A 24234-nucleotide genomic window follows, 5' to 3' on the forward strand; every position below is an offset into this window, starting at 1 on the left:
GTACATCGTGTTTGGGCGGGCATTGTAATAGATTGCAGCGCTGGCGTCAGTGGCGCAGCGCGTTTAGGTGCCATCAATGGGTTTCCTGAGGGTCGACATCCACGGCCCAGCGCACGCGCCGGCTGAGCGCCAGTTGTTCAATTCGCTCGATCCATTGGGGTAAAAACTGTTGCAACTGCGCGCGCGAATGGGCCTGCAACTGCAATAAAAAGCGGAAGCGGTCTTGGCGCTTTTCCATGGCGGCAGGCAGTGGGCCCAGGTATCGAAATTGTGGGTTGGCCGGTATCAACAGCTCTGCCTGCTGACGCGCCTGCTGTAAAAATTGCTGGGCGTTCTCTGGTCGCTTCGATTCGGCGCGCAACAGCACCATAAAGCTGAATGGCGGCAGCTCCGCCAATTGCCGCTCCTGCAATAATTGACGGGCCAGACCGTGGTAGCCCTGGCTAAGCAGCAAGTTGAGGTAGGGGTGTTCGGTGTGGTGGCTCTGCAATAGAACCTGCCCCTGCAAGTCTTCGCGCCCCGCGCGCCCCGCCACTTGGATGATCAGCTGAGCCATTTTTTCTGTGGCGCGAAAGTCCGGCGAAAACAACCCGCCATCGGCGTCCAGAATGATCACCGTTGATACGCGCGGAAAATGGTGGCCCTTGGCCAGCATTTGGGTGCCCACGAGCACGCAGGGCGCGCCCGTTTGAATTTGATCCAGCATGGCGTTGAGGTGCTTTTGCGAGCGGGTAGAGTCGCGATCGATGCGCAATACCGGTACATCGGGCAGTATCTGGTTGAAATATGCCTCGGTGCGCTCGGTGCCTGCCCCAATATGGTGGAGCTCTGAACCTTTGCAGTCTGGGCATTGCTGGGGGACTCTGCGCTGGTGGTCGCAGTGGTGGCAATGCAGGTGATAGGGCTTGTGGTGCAGTGTCATGCGGGCATCACAGCGCGGGCATTTGGCCTGCCAGCCGCAAAAATGGCACATCAGCAGGGGGGCAAATCCGCGTCGATTGATAAACACCAAAACTTGTTCACCGCGCTGAATCGCTGCCTTTAGGGCCTGTAGGCTTTTGTTTGACAAGCCTTCTTGTAGCGGTTGGTTGCGAATGTCCACTGGCTCTAGTCGCGCCACGCGGTGATTGGCCGCTTGCTGGCGCAGGCGCAACCGCTGGTAGCGACCGGCGGCCACATTGGCGAGACTTTCAAGGGAGGGCGTGGCGCTGCCCATCACCAAGGGCACCTGCAGTTGATGGGCCCGGTACACCGCCAGATCGCGCGCCGAGTAGCGAAATCCCTCCTGCTGTTTATAGGAGGTGTCGTGCTCCTCATCCACGATGATAATCCCCGGGTGTTTCAGCGGCGCGAATACTGCCGAGCGAGTGCCGATGATGATGCGGTCCAGGCCCGCTCTGGCGCGCAGCCACGCCTGATTGCGACCCCCGTCGGCCACGCCCGAATGCAGTATGCCCACCGGCACCTTGAAGCGCCGCTGAAAGCGCGCCACCGTTTGAGGCGTCAGGCCAATTTCTGGCACCAGTACCAGCGCCTGCCTGCCGGCCTCCAGCTGGCGTTGAATCGCCTGTAGGTAGACCTCGGTTTTGCCGCTACCGGTGACGCCGTCGAGCAAGCTAACGCAGTAGCCGGTGTCGGGAATGGCCGCCAACGCCTCGGCCTGTTCGGCATTGAGGGGCAGTGGCGCCTCACCCAGTGGGCCGTCAAATGTTTGTGACTCTGCCAGTGACACGGCCTCTACCAAGCCCCTTTCAGTCAAGGCCTTGAGCACGGCTTTGCTGAAGCCCGCGGCGGCAATATCCTCAGCGCTGCGAGTGCCCTTGCGCAGCAAGGTCAATAGCTGCGCCTGCTTGCGCGCGCCCTTGGGGGCGCCTTCGGGTAAACCCAGCCCCTCTATGGTGATTTGCCAGCGCGTCTGACTTGGGAGTTCAGCGGCGTCACCGTTGCGCAGGGGGGCCGGCAGGGCAGCGCTCAAAACCTCGCCCAGCGGGTATTGGTAGTAGCGCGCGGCCCAGCGGCAAAACGCCATTTGCAGAGGGTCGAACAGCGGCGCGGTGTCTAGGCTTGCCAGCGCGGCTTTGAGCTTATCGGGCGCATCCTCTGTGTGCGGCACCTGTTCTACGACGACGCCTACAAGCTGTTGGTGGCCAAAGGGAACGCGCAGGCGTTGCCCCGGCTCTGGCAGCGGGCTGTCGGCGGGCGGCAGATAATCAAATAGCCGCCGTATTGGGCTGGGAACGGCGACGCGGAGCAGGTAGCGGGTTGGCATGGGGGCGGGTGGGCCTGTTGAAAATTTACACAATAAGCGCTTGTCAGGGGAACGAATTCTGGTAGTATGCGCGATCCTTCGAACCGCTAACATTAACCTTTGTGCGGTGCCCGGCACAAGATCGGGTGGCGGCACACAATGGGAAAGCTCAATCATGAAAGCTGATATCCATCCAAAATATACCCCCGTCGTTGCTAGCTGCAGCTGCGGTAACAAAATCGAAACTGCCTCAACTTTGGGTCAGGATTTCCACATCGATATTTGTTCTGAGTGCCACCCCTTCTATACCGGTAAGCAAAAAGTAGCCGATACTGGGGGTCGTATCGATCGCTTCAAGAAGCGTTTCGCTGGCCGTACCACTGCCAAGTAAGTGGTTGCCTAGCTCGCTCAAAAAGCCGCGCATGTCGCGGCTTTTTTTATGCCTGAAATTTCATGTAAACCGTTACGACGTTGAGTTATAGATAGTCTCTATACTGGTTATTCGGTGCCTCGATTCGAAGTCTTCCGTCTTGAGGGGGGTCGGTCAACTCTGTATGCTTCGGCACCTTATATTAAAAAAACAATGAAACGGCGGTTGCATCCATGTCTGAGTCACGCAAACAAGCGGCGCTCGATTATCACGCTTACCCAGTGCCGGGTAAGCTCAGTATCGAACTCTCTAAACCAGCGGACACGCAAGAAGATTTGTCGCTGGCTTATAGTCCTGGCGTAGCTGAGCCTGTGCGGGCCATCGCGCAAGACCCTGAAAATGCATACAAATACACCGGTAAAGGCAATCTCGTTGCAGTCATCTCCAACGGCACGGCAATTTTGGGTTTGGGCAATTTGGGGCCGCTGGCTTCAAAGCCGGTTATGGAAGGCAAGGGGCTGTTGTTCAAGCGATTTGCAGGCATCAACGCGATTGATATCGAAGTGGATGCCCCTTCGCCAGAGGCCTTTATTGAAACGGTGGCCAATATTGCGATCAGCTTTGGCGGTATTAATCTCGAAGACATTAAGGCGCCGGAGTGTTTTGAGATAGAGCGCATATTAAAAGAGCGCTGCGACATTCCTGTATTTCACGATGATCAGCACGGCACGGCCATTGTCACGGTGGCGGGGCTGTTAAATGCCTTAGAAGTGCAGGGTAAAAAGATAGACACGGCCAAGATTGTTTGCCTTGGCGCGGGCGCTGCGGCGAACGCCTGTTGCAATCTTATGGTGGCGGCCGGTGCGGCGCGCGCCAATATCATGATGCTCGACAGCAAAGGTGTGGTGCACACAGAGCGCGACGATTTAAATCAATACAAGCGTCAATTTGCCCTGGCAACGCCGCGTCGCACATTGGATGATGCAATGGATGGCGCCGACGTGTTTTTAGGGGTATCTGGCCCGAATTTGCTCAGTGCAGATCAGTTGGCAAAAATGGCTGCACGGCCGGTCGTGTTTGCCTGCTCTAATCCCGACCCGGAAATTGATCCCGCGCTGGCGCGCAGTGTGCGTTCCGACTTGATAATGGCCACGGGACGATCTGATTATCCCAACCAAGTGAACAATGTATTGTGCTTTCCATTTTTGTTTCGTGGCGCCTTGGATGTGCGCGCCACCATTATTAACCAAGAGATGAAATTGGCGGCGGTAGAGGCCATTCGCAGTTTGGCTAAACAGCCGGTAACGGATGCGGTGCGCAAAGTTTACGGTGGAGGCGATCTTAGCTTCGGTGCTGAGTACATCATCCCGAAGCCCACCGACGATCGATTGCTCGGTGCGGTGGCCGCCGCGGTAGCGCGTGCCGCAGTAGACACCGGTGTAGCCAAGGCGGAATACCCCAAGCATTATCCATTGTCGGGAGTGGCCTCGGTGAAGGTGTAGTGTTCGATCGCGGACAATAAAAAAGGGAGCTAATGCTCCCTTTTTTATTTTCTTGCCGACAGTATTGCCGGCAACATTGGCCGACCCTCAATGGCGCGCGGTGAAGGTTAGAACAACTCCTCCGGCAAGGTTTCATCGTCGTCCGCTGTGCCCTCATCGCCGGCGGTTTGGACTTCAGAGGGCGCGTTTTCCGCTTTGAAAATTTCGAAAATTGCACCGTTACTGCCAGGTTGTGCGCGCTTTCCGGTTTTGGCATCAATGCGAACGGTGATAATGCCCTCGGGTTGACGGCGGTGGCTCTCTGGCACCCCTTGCAGGGCTACCGCCATGTAATCAATCCAAATTGGCAGTGCAGCAGAGCCGCCATATTCATTGCGACCGAGGTCGAAATTTTGGTCGAAGCCAAGCCAGGCGGTGGCCACCAGTGAATGGTTGTAGCCAGAAAACCATGCATCCCTAGGGCCGTTCGTGGTCCCGGTTTTGCCGGCGAGGTCTGTGCGGCCCAGGGCCATGGCTTTGCGACCGGTCCCGCGTTTGACTACGTCACGCAACATGGAGTCGATGAGGAAGGCGTCGCGCTCGTCCAGAATTTGTGGCGCCAGTCGCACTTCAGGGGCGGTTGGCGCCGGTGCTTGTGTGGCAGTGGCTGCCGGTTGGGCCAGCAGTGTCGCCAAATCCTCCGCTTCCTGTACGTCATTTTCTTGGACCGGCGCGGCGTCCTCCAGAGGCGTGCTGGGTTGCCGCTCGGGGCAATCACGGCAGGCCAGCAGAGGATTTTCCTGGTACAGAATGAGGTCGTTGGCGTCCGTTATGCGTTGCACTAAATAGGGTTCAACTCGGTAGCCGCCGTTGGCGAAAACGGCGTAGCCGGTGGCAATTTGTAAAGGGGTCAAGGCATGGCTACCTAAGGCTAGCGATAGATCTTTGGGTAGCTTGCTCGTGTCAAAGCCAAATCGGCCGAGCTTTTCTATGGTGTTGCCAATGCCCATGGTGCGCAGTATGCGAATGGACACCAAGTTGCGCGATTGATAGAGGGCTTGGCGCATCCTGGTGGGCCCTAAGAATTGCCCGCTGTCATTTTCGGGACGCCAAGTGCCTTCTAGGCTTGCATCTTCAAACACAATGGGGGCGTCATTGATGAGCGTGGCAGGGGTGAAGCCACTCTCTAGTGCCGCCGTGTAAATAAATGGCTTAAAGCTTGAGCCGGGCTGTCGCTCAGCCTGAATGGCGCGATTGAAGTGGCTCTGCCTGAAGTCGAAGCCACCCACCAGGGAAACGATGGCACCATCCTCTGGGTTGAGTGCCACAAAGGCGGCTTGCGCATTCGGCACCTGTGCAAGCTGCAATTGGCCTTCGGCGTCTGTGCGCAGGCGAATAAGGTCGCCGGGGGTCACCACTTGGCTGGCCTTTGAAGGTTCTCGCCCGACGCGGTTCTCATTGATAAAGCGCTGTGCAGTGGCTAAGCCCTGCTCCCAGTCGAGGGTGGTTTCAGTGCCGTCGGGTAGCAGTAGGTTTGCGCTCTGCTCGGCAACGGAAAGCACGATGGCGGGCATCAGGCCACCGAGATGAGGTGTGCGTGCAAGCTCTTCTACGTAGCGAAGTCGCAACGATTCAGCGTCTGTATTGTCGCTGGCAAAGTTCTTTTCTGGGCCGCGATAGCCGTGGCGGTTGTCATAGGTTAGCAGCCCATTAACTACGGCCTGTTGGGCGGTGGCCTGTAGGCGAGTGTCGATGGTGGTGTAGACCTTAAGGCCGTCACCGTAAGCATCTTCCCCATAGAATTCCAATACCTGCTGGCGCGCCATTTCCGCAACGTAAGGTGAACTTAGATCAAGCGCCAGAGCGTGGAAGCGCGCTGTCAGCGGCGCATTGATGGCCGCATCGTGTTCAGTTTGGGTGATTTTGCCGAGCTCGAGCATTCGGCCAATAATCCAGTTGCGGCGAATGGTTGCCCGCGGCGGATTGGCGATGGGGTTGAAGCGCGAGGGCGCCTTCGGTAGGCCGGCAATCATTGCCAGCTCTGGCAAGTCAAGTTGGTCTATGCTCTTACCGTAATAAACCTGTGCGGCGGCTTCGATTCCGTAGGCTCGGTTACCGAGATAGATTTTATTGACGTAAAGCTCGAGAATTTCTTGTTTTGTGAGTTCGTTCTCAATCTTTATGGCGAGCAGGATTTCGTTGGCTTTCCGTAAAAAGGTTTGATCGAAGGTTAGAAAAAAGTTGCGCGCAACCTGCATCGTAATGGTGCTGCCGCCGCCTTGAATCTGACCCGTTTGTAAGATTTGTGAAGCTGCTCGCAAAAGTCCTTTAATGGAGACGCCATGATGTTTGTAGAATTGGTCGTCCTCAGCCGCAAGTATGGCATCTATATAGGCTTGAGGTATCTGGTCGTAACGCACAGGGCTTCGGCGCTTCTCGCCAAACTCGCCAATCAGTTTGCCATTTGCGGAGTAGACTCTGAGCGGGGTTTGAAACTTCACTTGTTTCAACGACTCCACTGAGGGCAGTTTTGGGCTGAGATAGAGGTAGAGTCCGCCCATAGATAGGGCGGTGGCGCTGAATCCGGCTAAAACAAACCAGCCCAGCAGCCGGAGTTTTCGGTAGTTCTTGGATATTTTTTCCATAGGAATTAGTAGCTTAGGGTATCCCGTCAATTTGGCGGCCATTATACGGGCTTTTGCGGGCTTTACATATTGTCACTATTGTTGCAGGCTTAAGTTAAAGTGCTATAACATAACTTGCACGTAAGTTACGGAAATTGATAGAAAAATGGGAATTTTGGGATTTCTCGAGAAAAAGACGAAACCGGTGATCGGACTGGATATTAGTTCCACGTCCGTCAAGTTGCTTGAGTTGTCCCGACAGGGCGAGCGCTACCGAGTTGAAAGTTACGCCGTCCGGGCGCTGCCACCGAATGCTGTATCGGAGAAAAACATCGCCGATGTGGAAGTTGTGGCAGACGTGGTGAAAAAGGTGGCGCAACAATCCAAATGCAAAACCCAGCTAGCTGCAGTAGCGGTGGCGGGGTCTGCGGTGATTACCAAGCTCATTGAGATGCCTGCGGGTTTGTCGGATGACGCCATGGAAACCCAGATCTCACTGGAGGCAGACCAGTATATTCCCTACCCCTTGGAAGAGGTCGCCATCGACTTTGAAGTCCAAGGGCCATCGCCGCGCAATCCCGATCAAGTAGAAGTGTTGCTGGCAGCTTGCCGCCGAGAGAACGTGGATCTGCGTTCAGCAGTGCTGGAGCAAGCGGGTTTGATCCCAAAAGTGGTCGATGTCGAGGCCTACACCATGGAGCGCGCTTTCTCGCTAGTGGCGCGCCAGCTGGAAGATGATTCGGATCAGGTCGTGGCGATAGTGGATATTGGCGCCACCATGACCACCTTGAGCGTTCTGTTAGAGGGTAAAACAATTTATACCCGCGAGCAGTTGTTTGGTGGCAAACAATTAACGGAAGAGATTCAGCGTCGCTACGGACTCTCCGCAGAAGAGGCCGGCCTTGCGAAAAAGCAAGGTGGGCTGCCAGATGATTACGAAACTGATGTGTTGGTTCAATTTAAAGAGTCTGTAGTGCAGCAAGTTACTCGCTCCTTGCAGTTCTTCTTTTCATCCAGTCAGTACAATGATGTTGACCATATCGTGTTGGCCGGCGGTGTTGCCGCTATGGAGGGGCTTGCGGAATTGATTGAAGAAAAGCTGGGAACGCAAACCAGCATCGCCAATCCTTTCGCCAGCATGTCAGTGTCGCCAAAGGTGAATGCCGTCGCGCTGGCCTCTGACGCCCCGTCACTGATGATCGCAACTGGCTTGGCAATGAGGAGCTTCGAAGACTGATGTCACGCATTAACTTATTGCCCTGGCGAGACCAATATCGCCAAGAGAAAAAACAAGAATACTTCACCATTCTGGGTGGGGTTTTCATGCTCACTGCAGCGTTAGCGTACTTTTGGGTGTCTAGCGTGCAGGGTGCGATAGAATATCAAAATCAGCGAAACGCATTATTGCAGCGCGAAATTCAGTTGCTAGAAAAGCAAGTTGCTGAAATTCGCGATCTGAAAAAACGTAAAGCAGAATTGCTCGATCGAATGCGAGTAATTCAAGGGTTACAGGGAACTCGACCTGTGATTGTGCGGTACTTCGATGAAATGGCGCGAGCGATTCCCGATGGTGTTTTTTTGCTGGATCTTAAGCGTACCGGGGAGCGAGTGGAGTTTAAAGGCATTGCTGAATCCAATAATCGCGTTTCATCGTTGATGCGCAACTTGGATGAGTCCGAGTGGTTCGATGCTCCGAATCTCACCAGCGTAAAAGCCGCACCCGAGGAAGGCGAATTGGCAAACGAATTTAGCATGTCAGTTAGAACAACTGTGCCGAGCTCGCAGCAAGAGGAAGTCAAATAATGGCGCTTGCAGACACTCTAGAACAGATTCAAAACTTCGATATTAACGAAGTCGATTGGGACAAGATTGGGATTTGGCCCGCGTGGGTAAAGGGAATGCTGGCTATTTTGTTGGCACTGGGCATATTAGCGCTTACTTATTTTTTATTTGTTAAAGACTTGGAAGTGACCAACGCTGCAGTGGTTGCCAAAGAGCAGGAGTTGCGCCGTTCATTTGAGGTGAAAAGCCAGCAGGCTGCAAACCTCGACGCCTATCGGCAGCAAATGGTTGAGCTGGACCAATCTTTGGGCGCCTTGGTAAAACAGTTGCCAAGCGATACAGAAGTGCCTGGCCTGTTGGAAGACATTGACGAAAAGGGTGCGTCAAGTGGTCTGGCGATCGGAAGTATTCAGCTTGAGCCCGAAGTGGCTGCGGAATTTTACATTGAGCTTCCAATTAGGATAGCCGTGAAGGGCAGTTATCATGATTTCGGCGCCTTTGTTTCAGGCATCTCGAGTATGCCACGCATTGTGACGCTGCATGACTATCATATTTTTCCCAGTAAAGAAGGAAATCAGCTGGAAATGAATATCTCTGCGAAAACATATCGCTACAAGTCGCAGGGGGAGTAGACGAATGAAATTTTTGGCGAAGATTTTTATCGTTATTAATATGGCAGCACTAATTTCGGGTTGTAGCTTTCAAGGGGATGATGCGGATCTTCGTGCATACGTTACCGAGGTTAAAGCAAGGCAAGCAGGCCCTATTGAACCTGTGCCCGCTTTTCGCCCATACGAAGCATTCAATTACGGAGCCATGTTGTTAAGGAGTCCGTTTGATCGTCCTGTTGTAGAACTACAGCAGCTGTTAAGAAGTTCCGGTAAAAAAATACAGCCTGATTTAAATCGTGAGAGAGAGCACCTCGAAAACTATTCAGTTAGTGCGCTTGCAATGGTTGGCACCATTAAAAAGGACGGTGTTCTATGGGGCCTGATCGCGGATGATCAAGGCGGTGTGCATAGAGTGAAAGAAGGAAATTTCCTAGGGCGCAATCACGGACAAGTGATAGTAGTTAATCAGGCGCAGGTGGAATTTATTGAAATTGTTTCTGACGGCTTAAACGGTTGGGTTGAGCGGCCAAGAAGTTTACGAATTGAGGATAAGGAATAGCAGCCATGAAAACGCCCAAATACACTTTAATTAATCTTGGCTGCAAAATGGCTGCAATTGCAGTCATGGTTTTTGCAACCTTGGCGGCTCAGGCCAGTACCATTCAGGATATCACTTTTGCAGAGTTGCCTGGGCAGCGTTTTGAGGTGCACTTGCAGTTCAATGAGGCACCTGCTCAGCCAGATGGTTATACGATTGATAAGCCTGCGCGCATCGTGCTGGACTTTCCAGAAACGGAGAGCGGTCTTACACAGAAAAAATACGCCCTATCTTTCGAAAACGCACAGAATGCAGCAGTTGTGTCGGCTGGCGGCCGGACGCGCCTTATTCTTTCGCTGGATGATCTGGCGCCCTACAGCACGCGTGTAGACGGCAATACGTTTATTTTAGAGGTGGGTGGTAATAATGTATCCGACTATTTAGCGAAAAGTGCAGCAAGTAAAACGTCTGCGCTTGCGGCTCAATCGTCGGTGAATAAGTTAGCAAACACCGAGCAGGCCAACAATAGCCGTGTCAAGGTCAATGATGTTGATTTTACACGCAATGTACAGGGGGCCGGTGAGTTGATGTTTACGCTGTCTGATGCCCGCCTTGAAGTTGATGTGGATGAGGTTTCGAGTGGTGTTCGTGTCACGTTTATTAATACTTTCTTGGAGCAAGAGTTACGACGTCGATTAGATGTTACTGACTTTGCGACGCCTGTTACCGAAGTAAATATGGACTTCGATGGTAGAAATACGGTCGTCACTATTGCAGCACCTGGGCAATATGACTACGTCGCTTATCAGGCTGATAACCAGTATGTGATCAGTTTAAAGCCTTTAACGAAGCAAGAGCTTGAAGATAAAAATGCCCGCTTTGCATTTGTGGGTGATAAGTTGAGTTTAAACTTCCAAGATATCGAAGTGCGCTCTGTATTGCAGTTAATTGCCGACTTCACTGAGCTCAATTTGGTGGCGTCAGATACAGTCAGCGGCCGCATTACATTGCGTCTAGATAACGTGCCTTGGGATCAAGCTTTGGATTTGGTGCTCAAAACCAAAGGATTGGATAAGCGCCAGATCGGCAATGTGTTAATGGTGGCGCCAGCTGCAGAAATTGCTGAGCGTGAGCGACAAGAATTAGAAACCCAGCGTCAGTTGCAAGAGTTGGCACCTTTACGCACGGAATATATTCGCGTGCGTTACGCAAATGCTAAGGAGTTATTCGAGCTGTTCAAGGGACAGCGCGATACTGGCGCTAGAGACTTTCGGTCTGGGTCAAGTGGCAGTGGAGATGATAGAAACTCAACGGGCTCACTGCTGTCTGAACGAGGCCGTGCGATAGTAGATGAGAGAACAAACTCTATTATCCTTACGGACACGGAAGAAAAGATCACAGAGTTCAAGAAAGTTATCGCTGAGATTGACATTCCCATTCGACAGGTTCAAATCGAAGCGCGTATCGTGATTGCGAATACGGATTTTAGAGAAGAGCTAGGTGTACGCTGGGGTACTGATGGGGTTCGTATCAATGGCAACTCCAAAAGTGAGTGGACCGGCAATCTAGATGGGTTGATGACTGGCGAAGGTAGCGGCCCTGAAGCTAATTTCATTGATAGTGATGGCGATGGAACTACCGATGATGAGCGTTCAATTCTTGACACGATGCTCGTTGATCTGGGCGTGCAGAACGCGGCGGGAAGTTTCGCAGCCTCTATAATTACTAATGACACTTATCTGGCTATGGAGCTTTCAGCGCTACAAGATTCAGGGCATGCTGAAATTGTTTCCCAGCCTAAAGTGATTACCGGTGATAAGCAGAAGGCTACGATCCTATCGGGTACTGAGATTCCTTATCAAGAAGCAGCTTCCAGTGGTGCAACAGCTATATCATTTAAGCAGGCAGTGTTGAAGCTTGATGTGACGCCCCAGATTACACCTGATAATCGCGTGATCATGGAATTAGAGGTTAGCAAGGATAACGTGGGAGTTGTCACTAATGGAATACCGTCTATAGACGTTACCAAATTGAAAACAAAGGTTTTGGCTGCAGACGGAGAAACTATAGTGCTGGGTGGTATTTTTGAAACCGAGCAAATAAAGGGCGAAACAAAGGTTCCGTTCCTTGGCGATATTCCCTATCTGGGGCGCGCCTTCCGTCGAGATGTTACTTTTGAAAACAAAACTGAACTGTTGATTTTCATCACTCCTCGCATTATGGCGGACAATTTTACTCAATGAGTCAGCCTGTTTTTCTTGTCGGCCCTATGGGGGCCGGCAAGACCACGATTGGAAAGCAACTCGCACAGCAGCTAGGCTACCCCTTCAAAGATTCAGACCGTGAGATCGAAGATCGAACGGGTGCTGACATACCTTGGATATTTGATGTAGAGGGCGAGGCTGGGTTTCGTCAACGAGAGGTCGTTGTGCTTGCCGATTTAGCGACGCAAGGTCAGCTGGTAATTGCCACCGGCGGTGGCATCGTTATGCGGGAAGAAAATAGAGACTGTTTAAAGCAGTCTGGTATTGTTTTCTACTTAACGGCATCGACTGAGCAGCTGCTTGAGCGCACGGCAAAAGATAAACGCCGCCCGCTCTTGCAGGTTGCCGATCCTGAATCTCGCATCCGAGAATTGCTGGCCATTCGCGATCCGCTCTATGCTGAAGTGGCCACTTATATCATCAATACCGAAAAACGTCCGCCTCGTCAGGTGGCGCAAGAAATGGCTGACTTGGTGCGAAACCATAAGTAATTGTTTCGCTGTGGCTGAAGTAGATAGCTAAATCTGCTATTGTTGCCGCTTTAACTACAAGCCAATTGTCCATGCAAACTCTCCATGTTGAACTTGGTGATCGCAGCTATCCCATCCACATTGGCGCGGATCTACTGCAGAACACAAAGTTACTAACCGCCCATATTAAAAGTCGCCAAGTCTGCATAGTAACCAATGATACGGTTGCCCCGCTCTACCTGCCCGCGATTCAAAGCGCGTTAACTGAATATGACGTCTCTGTTGTGATTTTGCCTGATGGCGAAGCTCATAAACACTGGCAGACGCTGAATCGCATTTTTGATCAGCTACTTGCGGACCGGCACAACCGGAACACAACGCTAGTTGCGTTGGGTGGTGGTGTCGTTGGTGATATGACCGGCTTTGCCGCTGCTTCCTATCAGCGGAGCGTGAACTTTATCCAGATTCCCACCACGTTATTGTCACAGGTGGATTCTTCTGTGGGTGGTAAAACGGGTATCAATCACCCCCTGGGTAAAAATATGATTGGTGCCTTCCATCAGCCAAAAGCTGTGCTGATAGATACCCTCATGCTCACCTCACTGCCGGCCCGAGAAGTATCGGCAGGCTTGGCGGAAGTCATCAAGTATGGGCTATTAGGGGACGCCGAGTTTCTCACTTGGTTGACCGATCATATGGATCGTTTAATGGCTTTAGAGCACAGTGATCTGGCGTATGCCATTGCCCGTTCATGCGAAACCAAGGCGCGGATAGTTGCAGCCGATGAGCGCGAAGGTGGGATGCGCGCCTTGCTAAATTTGGGTCATACTTTTGGGCATGCAATTGAGACACAGATGGGTTACGGCACATGGCTGCACGGCGAGGCAGTTGGGGCGGGCATGGCGATTGCCGCTGAACTGTCGCAGGCGATGGGGTGGCTGTCATCCCGTGATGTGACGCAGGTTCGCGATATATTACAGCGAGCTGCACTGCCAGTTGATGCGCCCGACACAATGACCGTGGATCAATTTATAGGGCATATGCAGGTAGATAAGAAAGTGCTCACCGGGCGAATGCGTTTTGTATTGCTGAGGGCGTTAGGTCAGGCGGTTATTACCGAAGATGTGCCCGATGCAATGTTGAGAGAGGTGTTAGCGAACTCCATTGCGCGCGGGGTTGCTGGTCGCCGTTAAAGGCGTTAGCCTGACTCAAAATAATACAGGGACGAAAACATGAGTGGAGTGCCCGAGCGAACAGTAGTCGATGCGAGCGCATCTATAGATGCTGCGCCGCTGCGTAGAGGTACGCCAGATGGCGTCTCCGATTACATGCTTCATTTTGGTTTACAGCGGCCCCCTTTTGATCCTTCGGATGATGCATTTTTTCCTGCGCACGGTAGGCAGGCGCTATTGTCTCAGGTGTTGCACCTCCTTCATTTTGCCGAGGCTCCCACCCTCGTAGCCGGCCCAGCCGGGTCTGGAAAGTCCACTTTCTTGCTCGAAGTAGAGCGCCAGCTGGCAGAGCAAGATTATGTGTTCACCTTCTCTGCACCAGAGTTAAGTAGTGCCGAAGAGCTCCTTTTTCGGATTGCTGACGGCATAGGGTTGGCCGTTGAATCCGATGCTAATGAAGCTTATTTTAAAAGTAGATTGGCCGAGTGGTCAGATTTTAGTGGCGGCAATTTGCAAGTATATCTGCTGCTGGATGATGCCGAGGCACTGACTGCCGATGCGATTGATTGCCTGTTGAGTTTAACTGTTGGTGCGTCCGCTAATTGCTTTCACTTACTCGCTGTTGGGTCAAAGGTACTGCTCGACAAATTTTCGCGGCAGGAATCTGCAAGCGCAGCACAGCAATTTGAAATGCCGGAGGTCACCCCGTCATTTTTATCGGACTATATCAGCTTTCGCATGTCGAACGCGGGGTACGATGGCCCCCCCATCTTTGACGAGTCCGATGATGAGCAAATGTATATGAATACAGCGGGAGACCTACACCGCGTTTCTGATTCGGCCGAAATCTGCCTGCTGGCTAAAATGGCTGCAGCGGAGTCGCCTGCTACGGCGTTGCCCCTCTGGCATTTGGGGGCATTAGTGCTGTTGTTAGTGGTATTGGGCGGCGCATGGCTGGGGCTTGATTCATCGTCTGAGCCTGCGACAAACTCCGTGACTGTGTTGTCACCGGCCGCGGAGGCAACCAGAGTACAGGTGCTCAATGCACCATCGACTGATACGCCCGACTCGATACAGAGTGGCGCAGCGGCAAAACCGGCTTCGCCTGAAAGAGTCAGCAAGCCAGTGAGCCAGCAACTGGCAGAATCTAGGCCAGCTGCAAGTCCCGAAGCCGTTGTGCGCGAAGACCCCTTAATGCACAGTGGCGCGTTGCAAAAGTCCACTGAAGCTGAAGAGGACACCCTAGTGGCTGTGGTTGAAACGCCAAAGTCCGCGCCAATATTCTCCGAAGACGAGCAATTCCTGTTAGCTCGGCCAGCAAATCGATTTACCTTGCAAGTGCTCGCTGCAGCTTCAAAGTCGGGCGTTGATCAATTTGTAATGAATCACAAAGCATTGCCTCTGCGCGTTTATCGCACCCTCCGCAAGGGGGAGCCTTGGTATGTTGTGGTGTTGGGTGATTACGTCTCGAAGGCTGAAGCACGGGCTGCAATTCAAAAATTGCCGAAATCCCTGCAAAAAAGTGGCCCTTGGCCGCGCGATATGGCTTCTGTGCAGCAGCAAATAAAAATTAAATCCTAAAGTAAGCAATATTTTTCTGTGGTGCGCGTTACCCGTGATGGTTTGTTGCGTCGCCGCCCTTGCGTGCCTAGGTCTTAGCGGGTAACATTCTGCGCCCATTTGCCCCAAAAACCGCAGAAACTGCTGCACGCTGGGTGGCAGATGGGGTCTGAGGAACCTGAGAGCGATTCACTGAGGTGGCCAATTGTCTACAGTAGGTTGTTAGCTGTAGTTATTTTAATCGCGCTACCACGGCCATTTTCTGCATCGCCAGCAAACGTCACCATTGCGCGCCACTGTCTAGCGGGTTTACTACTCGCGGTGCCGACTGCGCTCTGATGAAACCGCTAGTGGTTTTCCTACAGAACAAACGCGAGGCCTTAGTGGTCACGGCGCGTAAAATTCTCAACGATTGAAGGACTGTTTATGAGCACTGGCCTATACCGGTTAGACGAGTTCAAAGACAACTGTGGCTTTGGCTTGATTGCACACCTTAATGGCGAGGCTAGCCATCGGCTGCTAAGTACCGCCATTGAGGCGCTGACCTGTATGACCCATCGTGGCGGCATTGCCGCGGATGGCAAAACCGGTGACGGTTGTGGTTTGCTACTGCAAAAACCAGACAATTTTTTACGGGATGTGGCGCAAGCGGAGTGTGGAGCGTCGCTCACAACCGCCTACGGTATTGGCGTATTGATGTTGAGTACAGATCCTGTTCTGGCCCAACAGCAGCGCAACGTGGTAGAGGAAGAGCTAGCCTCTGTTTCTCTTTCCGTCGTCGGTTGGCGATTGATGCCTACCGATAATGCCTGTCTTGGTCCTATTGCATTGGAGTCAGTGCCCGCCTTTTACAATGTGTTTGTTAACACCCAAAGCGACCTGTCTGAAGAACAGCTCAATGCCAAATTGTTTGTGGCGCGCAGGAAGGCTGAAAAGCGATTGGCCGGAGACGAAAGTTTTTACGTTTCGAGTCTAAACAGCAAAGTCATGTCGTTTAAAGGCCTGATGATGCCCGTGGATTTACCGCGCTTTTTTCTCGATCTGGCGGATGCTCGATTAGAGACGGCCATCTGTGTTTTCCATCAGCGGTTTTCTACCAATACCATGCCACGCTGGCCCTTGGCCCAACCATTTCGCATGTTGGCCCATAACGGTGAAATCAATACCATTACCGCGAATCGCAATTGGTCAGTGGCGCGTACGCCAAAGTTTCAATCGCCTTTATTGCCGGATTTAAATGAAATTGCGCCGCTCGTTAATCGCACGGGTTCCGATTCGTCCAGTCTCGATAACATGTTAGAGGTATTGCTCTCGGGCGGTATGGAGCTGCATCGCGCTGTGCGTATGCTGGTGCCGCCAGCATGGCAAAACGTCGAACATATGGACCCTGATTTGCGGGCCTTCTACGAATATAACTCTATGCATATGGAGCCGTGGGATGGCCCCGCAGGCTTGGTAATCACCGATGGCCGCTACGCAGTGTGCACACTTGATCGCAATGGTTTACGACCATCGCGCTATGTCATCACAAAGGACGACTTTATAACGGTAGCCTCTGAAGTCGGTGTGCACGGCTATAAGCCCGAGGACGTAGTGGCAAAAGGCCGCTTGGGTCCGGGCCAAATGTTGTCGATTGATACCCGGGAAGGCAAATTGTATTTCAGTGAAGATATCGACAACATGCTGAAGTCGGCGCAGCCATATAAGCAGTGGCTGTCCAAGCGCGCTACGCGCCTGCGCGCGGATTACAATGGCCCTGCTATCGATAATCAATTCACCATGGATGAGTTTTTACGACATCAAAAACTTTTTCAGGTGAGCTTTGAAGAGCGCGATCAAGTCATTCGTCCGCTGGCTGAGGGCGGTCAAGAGGCTGTGGGGTCAATGGGTGACGACACACCCATGGCCGTGCTGTCTGAAAAAGAGCGCTGCTTGTACGATTTTTTCCGGCAGCAGTTTGCGCAGGTGACCAACCCGCCCATTGATCCGCTGCGTGAAGCCATCGTGATGTCGTTGGAAACCTGTCTCGGGGCTGAAAAAACAGTTTTTGAACATGTGGAAGATCATGCGGACCGGCTTATCCTCACCTCGCCCGTATTGACCTGGGCCAAGTGCGATTACATTTTAAAATTTGATAAGCCCGGTTACCGGGTGCGCAAGTTTTCACTCTATTTCGATCCCGCCCAAAAGGACTTGCGTCAGGCAATCGTTGATTTGTGTGACGAAGTTGAAGCTGCTGTGCGCGAAGGCACCGCGATTGTGGTGCTCTCCGATCGCAACGTAGAGCCAAATTTGTTACCGATTCACGCGCTATTGGCCACGGGCGCCGTGCACGCCCGCTTGGTAAATACCGGGTTGCGGTGCGATTCTAATATCATTGCCGATACCGCCACTGCGCGTGACTCACATCAAATTGCCTGTTTGATTGGGTACGGCGCAACCGCGGTTCACCCCTATCTGAGTTACTCCATCATCAACCACCTGATACAAACCGGTGAAATGTTGGATGACGCCGCCACCGCACAGAAACGTTACGTCACGGCGATTTGTAAGGGTCTGTTAAAAATCTTGTCGAAGATGGGTATATCTACCATCGCGTCCTATCGTGGTGCCTACCTTTTCGAAATTATTGGTTTGAACCGCGATGTGGTGGAGTTGTGTTTCCCTGAAACGCCGTCGCGTATTGCCGGTGCGGGTTTTGATGACCTGCAGGCTGATCAGTCGAAGTTATTGGCTTACGCCAATAAGGCGCGTAAACCCATTCAGCCGGGTGGTTTGTTGAAGTATATGCATGGTCAGGAATACCACGCCTTCAATCCCGATGTGGTGCAAACCTTGCAGCGTGCTGTCCAGACGGGCGACTATGCCGTGTGGCGCGATTACGCGGGTTTAGTTAACGAGCGCCCAACCGCTACTTTGCGCGATTTGTTAAAGGTAAAAGTTGCCGCCAAGCCAATACCACTTGAAGAGGTGGAGTCCGTCGCAGATATTGTGCGCCGGTTCGATTCGGCGGCAATGTCTTTAGGTGCGCTGTCGCCAGAAGCGCACGAAGCGCTGGCAGAGGCCATGAATACCCTTGGCGGTCGTTCCAATAGTGGTGAGGGCGGTGAAGATCCCGCGCGCCATGGCACCATTAAAACGTCGAAAATCAAACAGGTTGCGTCTGGACGTTTTGGTGTCACGCCCGAGTATTTAGTCAACGGGGAAGTGCTTCAAATTAAAGTTGCTCAGGGCGCCAAGCCCGGCGAGGGCGGTCAGTTGCCCGGTGGCAAAGTAAATGCTCTGATTGCGCGTCTGCGCTACTCCGTTCCCGGTGTTACATTGATTTCACCACCGCCTCATCACGATATCTATTCCATCGAAGACTTGGCGCAGTTGATTTACGACCTAAAGCAGGTCAACCCCGATGCATTGGTTTCAGTGAAGCTGGTGTCACGGCCTGGAGTCGGCACTATTGCCGCTGGCGTGGCCAAGGCCTATGCCGATTTAATTACCATTTCTGGCTACGACGGTGGTACCGCCGCAAGCCCGATTACGTCAATTCGTTATGCGGGCTCCCCGTGGGAGTTGGGACTTTCGGAAACTCACCAAATGCTGCGCGCAAATAATTTGCGCGGCAAAGTGCGGGTACAGACAGATGGCGGATTAAAGTCAGGTTTGGATGTCGTAAAAGCGGCTATGTTGGGGGCTGAAAGTTTTGGCTTTGGCACGGCGCCGATGGTGGCATTGGGTTGTAAATATTTGCGCATATGCCATTTAAATAACTGCGCCACCGGTGTTGCCACCCAAAACGCGAAACTGCGCAGAGATCACTACATCGGCACAGTCGATATGGCCATGAACTTTTTTAAGTTTATGGCTGAAGAAACCCGCGAATGGATGGCGCGACTCGGTGTGCGCACGCTCGATGAACTGGTGGGGCGTGTGGATTTGTTAGAGCGAATTGATGGTCGCACTAAGCGACAGTCGCAGCTCGATCTGAGTGCAATTACTCACACCGATGCGTTTTTAGCGTCTAAACCACAAACCTGCCAGGAACCCCGCAATAAACCCTTTGATGAAGGCCGGCTTGCGGAAACCATGGTGCAAACTCTGTTGCCGGCCATTGAGGCCAAAGCAGGTGGTGAATTTGCATTTACTGTAACCAATTGCGACCGTTCAATTGGCGCCCGTATCAGCGGTGAGATTGCCAAGCGTTATGGCAATTTAGGCATGAGCGATGCGCCCATTACATTGCGCCTTACCGGTGTGGCCGGCCAGAGCTTCGGCGTTTGGAATGCGGGCGGCCTTGAGATGTATCTCGAAGGCGATGCCAATGATTATGTGGGTAAAGGCATGGCGGGTGGCAAGTTGGTGGTCCGCCCGCCGGCGGGCTCTAGCTTTAAGTCGCAGGATACGGCCATTATCGGCAACACTTGCTTGTACGGCGCGACAGGCGGAAAGCTGTTTGCTGCGGGTCAGGCGGGCGAGCGATTTGGCGTGCGCAATTCAGGCGCCCAAGCGGTGGTGGAGGGGGCTGGCGACCACTGCTGTGAATACATGACCGGAGGTGTGGTAGCGGTGCTCGGTAAAGTCGGCGTTAACTTTGGCGCGGGCATGACCGGCGGTTTCGCTTATGTGTTGGATATCGAGCGCACTTTCTCCGATCGCTATAACCGTGAACTGGTGGAAATTACACGGATTAACAATGAAGAGTTAGAGCCTCATCAAACACACCTGCAACAAATCATCGAAGAATTTGTGGCGGAGACGGACAGCGAATGGGGTAAGTATTTGTTGGAAAATTTCTTCGATTTGATTGGTAAATTCTGGTTGGTTAAGCCCAAGGCTGCAAACCTCGAAGGGTTGTTGAAGCAAACCGTGGCAAGTCCACAGTAACCGCACAGAATTGAAGAGGACGTATTATGTCAGCTCGTTTAAATAATCATTTTCAATTCGTGGATGTGGGTCGTCAGGATCCCGCCAAGAAAGCATTGAAAACGCGTAAAACGCAGTTTGTAGAAATCTATCAACCATTCACTGAAGAACAGGTGCAGGGGCAAGCACATCGGTGTTTGGAGTGCGGTAATCCCTACTGCGAATGGAAATGCCCTGTGCACAATTTCATCCCCAACTGGCTGAAATTGATTAGCGAAGGCAATATTTTTGAAGCGGCCGAATTAAGCCATCAAACGAACTCGCTGCCGGAGGTTTGTGGCAGGGTGTGTCCGCAGGACCGCTTGTGCGAGGGTGCCTGCACACTCAACGATGGCTTCGGTGCTGTGACCATTGGCAATGCAGAGAAGTACATAACCGACACCGCGTTTGCAATGGGTTGGAAGCCCGATATGTCAAAAGTGGTGTGGACCGACAAAAAAGTTGCGGTCATAGGTGCGGGCCCGGCTGGTATCGGCTGCGCCGATGTTTTGGTGCGCAATGGCGTGAAGCCGGTGGTGTTTGATCGCTACCCGGAGATTGGCGGTCTTCTGACTTTTGGTATTCCCGAGTTTAAGTTAGAAAAATCTGTGTTAACGCGTCGCCGGGAAATTTTTACCGAGATGGGTATTGAGTTTCGATTGAATACCGAAGTGGGTAAAGATATCACCATGGAAGAATTGTTGCGCGATTACGATGCAGTGTTTATGGGAATGGGCACCTACAAGTACATGAAGGGCGGTTTCCCGGGAGAAAACCTCGCGGGCGTGTACGATGCTTTGCCGTTTTTGGTGGCCAACGTCAATCGCAATATGGGGTTTGAAAAAGACCCGGCTGACTACATTAGTGTCGAAGGCAAGCGCGTAGTGGTACTTGGTGGTGGTGATACCGCCATGGACTGCAACCGCACATCAATCCGCCAGCAGGCAGCGTCGGTGACCTGTGCCTACCGACGCGACGAGGCCAACATGCCGGGCTCCAAGCGAGAGGTGGTGAATGCCAAGCAGGAAGGCGTTAAATTTCTTTTCAACCGACAGCCCGTAGAAATTGTTGGCGATGGCAAGGTGGAAGGGGTAAAGGTGGTCACTACCAAACTGGGTGAACCCGACGTCAATGGTCGCCGCCGCCCAGAAGTGATACCCGGTTCCGAAGAAATTGTGCCGGCTGATGTGGTGCTGGTGGCATTTGGTTTCCAGCCCGACCCAGCCCCTTGGTTTGCCGACCACGACATCAGTGTCAATGATTGGGGCGGTGTTGAAGCGAAAGAAGCTCAGACCTATAAATTTCAGACCACTAATCCCAAGGTGTTCGCCGGTGGCGATATGGTGCGCGGATCTGACCTGGTGGTAACGGCCATTTGGGAGGGGCGCGAGGCTGCTGAGGGGATCTTGGACTACCTCGATCTCTAGGCATATTGGCGCGTTAGCGAGCCACACAAAGGGCCCCAAATTGGGGCCCTTTGTGTTTCTGGCGGGCGCTAGCCTGTACGCTGCCGAGGCCACGCCGTACAATGCGCGCAATTGAAGTGAAGTGAATGCCATGACTGAATTGAAAAACGACCGCTTTTTGCGCGCGCTAATGCGCGAACCCGTAGATGTGACCCCTGTTTGGATGATGCGTCAAGCGGGACGCTACCTGCCAGAGTACCGAGCCAGCCGCGCTAAAGCCGGTGATTTTATGGGGCTGTGCACCAACCCGGAGGCCGCCTGCGAGGTGACCTTGCAGCCACTGGAGCGGTATCCGCTAGATGCTGCCATATTGTTCTCCGATATTCTCACGATCCCCGATGCCATGGGCTTGGGGCTCTACTTTGAAACCGGTGAAGGCCCACGCTTCAAAAAACCCGTGCGCACCGAGGCAGATATTCGCGCCTTAAAGGTTGTAGATCCCCACAAAGACCTACCCTATGTGGTGGATGCAGTGTCTACCATTCGGCGCGAGTTGAATGGCCGCGTACCGCTGATTGGCTTCTCTGGCAGTCCTTGGACGCTGGCCACCTACATGGTTGAAGGCGGTTCCAGTAAAGATTTCCGCCGTGCCAAGACCATGGCGTTTAACCAGCCGGAGGTCATGCACCAACTGTTGACGGTGTTGGCAGATTCCGTGATTGCCTACCTCAATGCACAAATTGAAGCGGGTGCTCAGGCAGTACAAATATTTGATACCTGGGGCGGAGCGCTATCGCACGCTGCCTATCAAGAGTTCTCGTTGGCTTACATGCAGCGCATAGTGTCTGGCCTGATACGTGAACGGGAGGGGCGCCGGGTACCGGTCATTCTGTTCACCAAGGGCGGGGGCCAGTGGTTGGAGCTGTTGGCAGACACCGGAGCGGACGCGCTGGGCCTTGATTGGACCACGGACATTGGCCAAGCGCGCAGTCGCGTAGGTAAGCGCGTGGCGCTACAGGGCAATATGGACCCCACCATGTTGTACGCCAGCCCAGATCGCATTCGCAGTGAGGTGGGGCAGATTTTGGCATCCTATGGCTCGGGCAGCGGGCATGTATTCAATCTCGGACACGGCATTACACCGGAGGTGGATCCGGCCCATGCGGGGGCGTTTATTGACGCCGTCCATCAGCTTTCAGCCACCTACCATCAGTAAATGCCAAGAGTGTGACTGCGATCTAGCGCCTAATTCGCCAAATCCGGTAGAAAGGCGCTAAAATCATCTATTAAGTCAAACGGTTAGCGTTAATTGCTCTCCTATGACATGAGATTGCCTCTGGCAGCGAATTGATGCTGCCACGGCAACTAGGGTAGAACACGCCGCAATTGCGGTGAAAGAGCGAAGCTCGCGTACAGCGACGAGGAAGTTGCCTTGGCGATAAAGCAGTTAAAAGTGGATGTTAATGAACTGACCCCCGGCATGTTTGTATCGGGGTTGGATCGGCCGTGGTCGCAGACACCATTTCCCCTACAGGGCTTTTATATTCGCGAACTGGATGAAATCAAAGAGCTCAAGGCCCACTGTCGCCACGTGTACATTGATGTGGCCAAAGGCAAGGGACCGGTTGCCAGCAAATTAAAAACCCTCAAACCCGGTGGCGCGCCCGCCAGTGCGCGTGGTGCAAAAACGGCGAGTGCCAACATCCCGGTGGCCCCTCTCAAAATCAAGCGCAACGTATACCAGAAAAAGGCGCTTCTGAAAAAAGAAGTGACGGTGGCCAAAGAGTTGCACCAACAAGTGCACACCGCTATGGGGCAAGTACTGGGCCAGCTGGAAAAAGGGCGTGCTATTTCGGTAAAAGATACCAAGCGCGCAGCCAGTGAAATGGTGGATTCGGTTATTCGCAATCCCGATGCCTTCTCTTGGCTGGCGCGCGTGCGCGAAATTGATGAGCATACCTACACCCACGCCATGCGCTCCTCCGTCTGGGGCATCCTATTTGGGCGCCACATTGGCCTAGGTAAAGCAGACTTAGATACGCTGGCGCTCGGCATTTTGTTCAAGGATTTGGGCAAGGTCAAAATAGACAAACAGTTGATTGCCAAAAAGCAACGCACACCCGCCGAAGAAATTGAGTACGAAAAATTTGTGTTGCACGGCTGCGATATTTTGCGACAGATGCCGGGTATCGAACCCCGCGTTATCGCCGTGGTGAAAACCCATTGTGAGCGCTTAAACGGCAGCGGCTTTCCCCAGCATTTACGCGGCGACAAAATTCCCATGCTCGGCAAAATTGCCGGCATTGTGACCTTCTACGATGACACCACCAATCCGCGTGGAGAAGCATACCCGCTGGCGCCGTCCAAGGCGGTGGCAAAGTTGTATGAGCTGCGCGACGTGCAATTTCAGGAAGAGCTGGTGGTGGAATTTATTCGCGCCATCGGTCTGTACCCCACGGGCACCTTGGTTGAGTTGTCGACGGGCGAAGTCGGTGTGGTGGTTGAGCAGAACTTTGAACGTCGATTAAAGCCCAAAGTAATGCTGGTGCTAGATGCCTGTAAGCATCAGTTGCGCAAACCTATCTTGTTGGATTTGGCCGAGGACGATCGCCAAAAGCAGGCGCTGATAGATTCGGGTAAAAAGCGCCTGTCGGAAGTGGAAAAAATTGAAATTGCTCAAGATTTAGAGCCCGGAAGCTATGACATAGATATCGCCACAATTCGTGATGAGTACCTATTCAAGCCAGAGAAAAAAGGCTGGCTGTCTGGGCTGTTCGGAAAATAGTGAGTAGCGTGAACAAAAAAACGCCTG

The 24234-nt window shown here is 52.9% G+C and carries 16 protein-coding genes; 14 read left to right on the forward strand and 2 right to left on the reverse strand.

Annotated features, from left to right (window positions below):
• Positions 1–73: 73 nt before the first annotated feature.
• A complete protein-coding gene (locus FHS30_RS01905) occupies positions 74–2269 on the reverse strand; it encodes a primosomal protein N' (RefSeq protein ID WP_183907748.1) in 2196 nt (731 codons plus the stop codon).
• A 154-nt stretch (positions 2270–2423) separates the two neighbouring features.
• Here FHS30_RS01905 and rpmE point away from each other — a divergent pair, with 154 nt between their 5' ends.
• Positions 2424–2639, forward strand: a complete 216-nt coding sequence (rpmE, locus tag FHS30_RS01910) for a 50S ribosomal protein L31 (protein ID WP_183907750.1) — start codon at positions 2424–2426, stop codon at positions 2637–2639.
• A gap of 212 nt (positions 2640–2851) precedes the next feature.
• The gene (locus FHS30_RS01915; protein WP_183907752.1) at positions 2852–4120 is read left to right on the forward strand and encodes a malic enzyme-like NAD(P)-binding protein; all 1269 of its coding nucleotides are present in this window, start codon (positions 2852–2854) and stop codon (positions 4118–4120) included.
• A gap of 107 nt (positions 4121–4227) precedes the next feature.
• On the opposite strand, the gene FHS30_RS01920 is transcribed toward FHS30_RS01915, so the two are convergent.
• Entirely contained in the window at positions 4228–6744 is a 2517-nt protein-coding gene (locus FHS30_RS01920; protein ID WP_246341111.1) for a penicillin-binding protein 1A, read from the reverse strand.
• A gap of 145 nt (positions 6745–6889) precedes the next feature.
• On the opposite strand from FHS30_RS01920, the gene FHS30_RS01925 reads away from it, so the two are divergent.
• From FHS30_RS01925 to FHS30_RS01980, 12 genes are all read left to right on the forward strand, one after another.
• Positions 6890–7960: a pilus assembly protein PilM gene (locus FHS30_RS01925; RefSeq protein WP_183907756.1), complete on the forward strand. Its 1071-nt coding sequence runs from the start codon at positions 6890–6892 to the stop codon at positions 7958–7960.
• Positions 7960–8526 carry a PilN domain-containing protein gene (locus FHS30_RS01930; RefSeq protein WP_183907758.1) on the forward strand — a complete coding sequence of 189 codons (567 nt, stop codon included), beginning with the start codon at positions 7960–7962 and terminating at the stop codon, positions 8524–8526. The genes FHS30_RS01925 and FHS30_RS01930 overlap by 1 nt, the downstream gene beginning before the upstream one ends.
• Positions 8526–9137 carry a type IV pilus inner membrane component PilO gene (locus FHS30_RS01935; protein WP_183907760.1) on the forward strand — a complete coding sequence of 204 codons (612 nt, stop codon included), beginning with the start codon at positions 8526–8528 and terminating at the stop codon, positions 9135–9137. The genes FHS30_RS01930 and FHS30_RS01935 overlap by 1 nt, the downstream gene beginning before the upstream one ends.
• Positions 9138–9141: 4 nt before the next feature.
• Entirely contained in the window at positions 9142–9675 is a 534-nt protein-coding gene (locus FHS30_RS01940; RefSeq protein WP_246341112.1) for a pilus assembly protein PilP, read from the forward strand.
• A gap of 5 nt (positions 9676–9680) precedes the next feature.
• The gene (locus tag FHS30_RS01945) at positions 9681–11897 is read left to right on the forward strand and encodes a type IV pilus secretin PilQ (protein ID WP_246341113.1); all 2217 of its coding nucleotides are present in this window, start codon (positions 9681–9683) and stop codon (positions 11895–11897) included.
• On the forward strand, positions 11894–12409 hold the full coding sequence (gene aroK / locus FHS30_RS01950) for a shikimate kinase AroK (RefSeq protein ID WP_183907762.1): 516 nt from the start codon (positions 11894–11896) through the stop codon (positions 12407–12409). Before FHS30_RS01945 ends, aroK begins: the two co-directional genes overlap by 4 nt.
• A gap of 71 nt (positions 12410–12480) precedes the next feature.
• Positions 12481–13581: a 3-dehydroquinate synthase gene (gene aroB, locus FHS30_RS01955; protein WP_183907764.1), complete on the forward strand. Its 1101-nt coding sequence runs from the start codon at positions 12481–12483 to the stop codon at positions 13579–13581.
• A gap of 39 nt (positions 13582–13620) precedes the next feature.
• Positions 13621–15141, forward strand: a complete 1521-nt coding sequence (locus FHS30_RS01960; protein WP_183907766.1) for an SPOR domain-containing protein — start codon at positions 13621–13623, stop codon at positions 15139–15141.
• 405 nt (positions 15142–15546) lie between these two features.
• The gene (gltB, locus tag FHS30_RS01965) at positions 15547–19998 is read left to right on the forward strand and encodes a glutamate synthase large subunit (RefSeq protein ID WP_183907768.1); all 4452 of its coding nucleotides are present in this window, start codon (positions 15547–15549) and stop codon (positions 19996–19998) included.
• A 26-nt stretch (positions 19999–20024) separates the two neighbouring features.
• Positions 20025–21443: an FAD-dependent oxidoreductase gene (locus FHS30_RS01970; RefSeq protein ID WP_183907770.1), complete on the forward strand. Its 1419-nt coding sequence runs from the start codon at positions 20025–20027 to the stop codon at positions 21441–21443.
• Between the two features lie 130 nt (positions 21444–21573).
• The gene (gene hemE, locus FHS30_RS01975) at positions 21574–22638 is read left to right on the forward strand and encodes a uroporphyrinogen decarboxylase (protein ID WP_183907772.1); all 1065 of its coding nucleotides are present in this window, start codon (positions 21574–21576) and stop codon (positions 22636–22638) included.
• 216 nt (positions 22639–22854) lie between these two features.
• On the forward strand, positions 22855–24207 hold the full coding sequence (locus FHS30_RS01980) for a cyclic di-GMP phosphodiesterase (RefSeq protein ID WP_183907774.1): 1353 nt from the start codon (positions 22855–22857) through the stop codon (positions 24205–24207).
• The last annotated feature ends 27 nt before the right edge of the window (positions 24208–24234 follow it).

This window comes from Simiduia aestuariiviva (assembly GCF_014192475.1).
Classification (GTDB): Bacteria; Pseudomonadota; Gammaproteobacteria; order Pseudomonadales; family Cellvibrionaceae; genus Simiduia; species Simiduia aestuariiviva.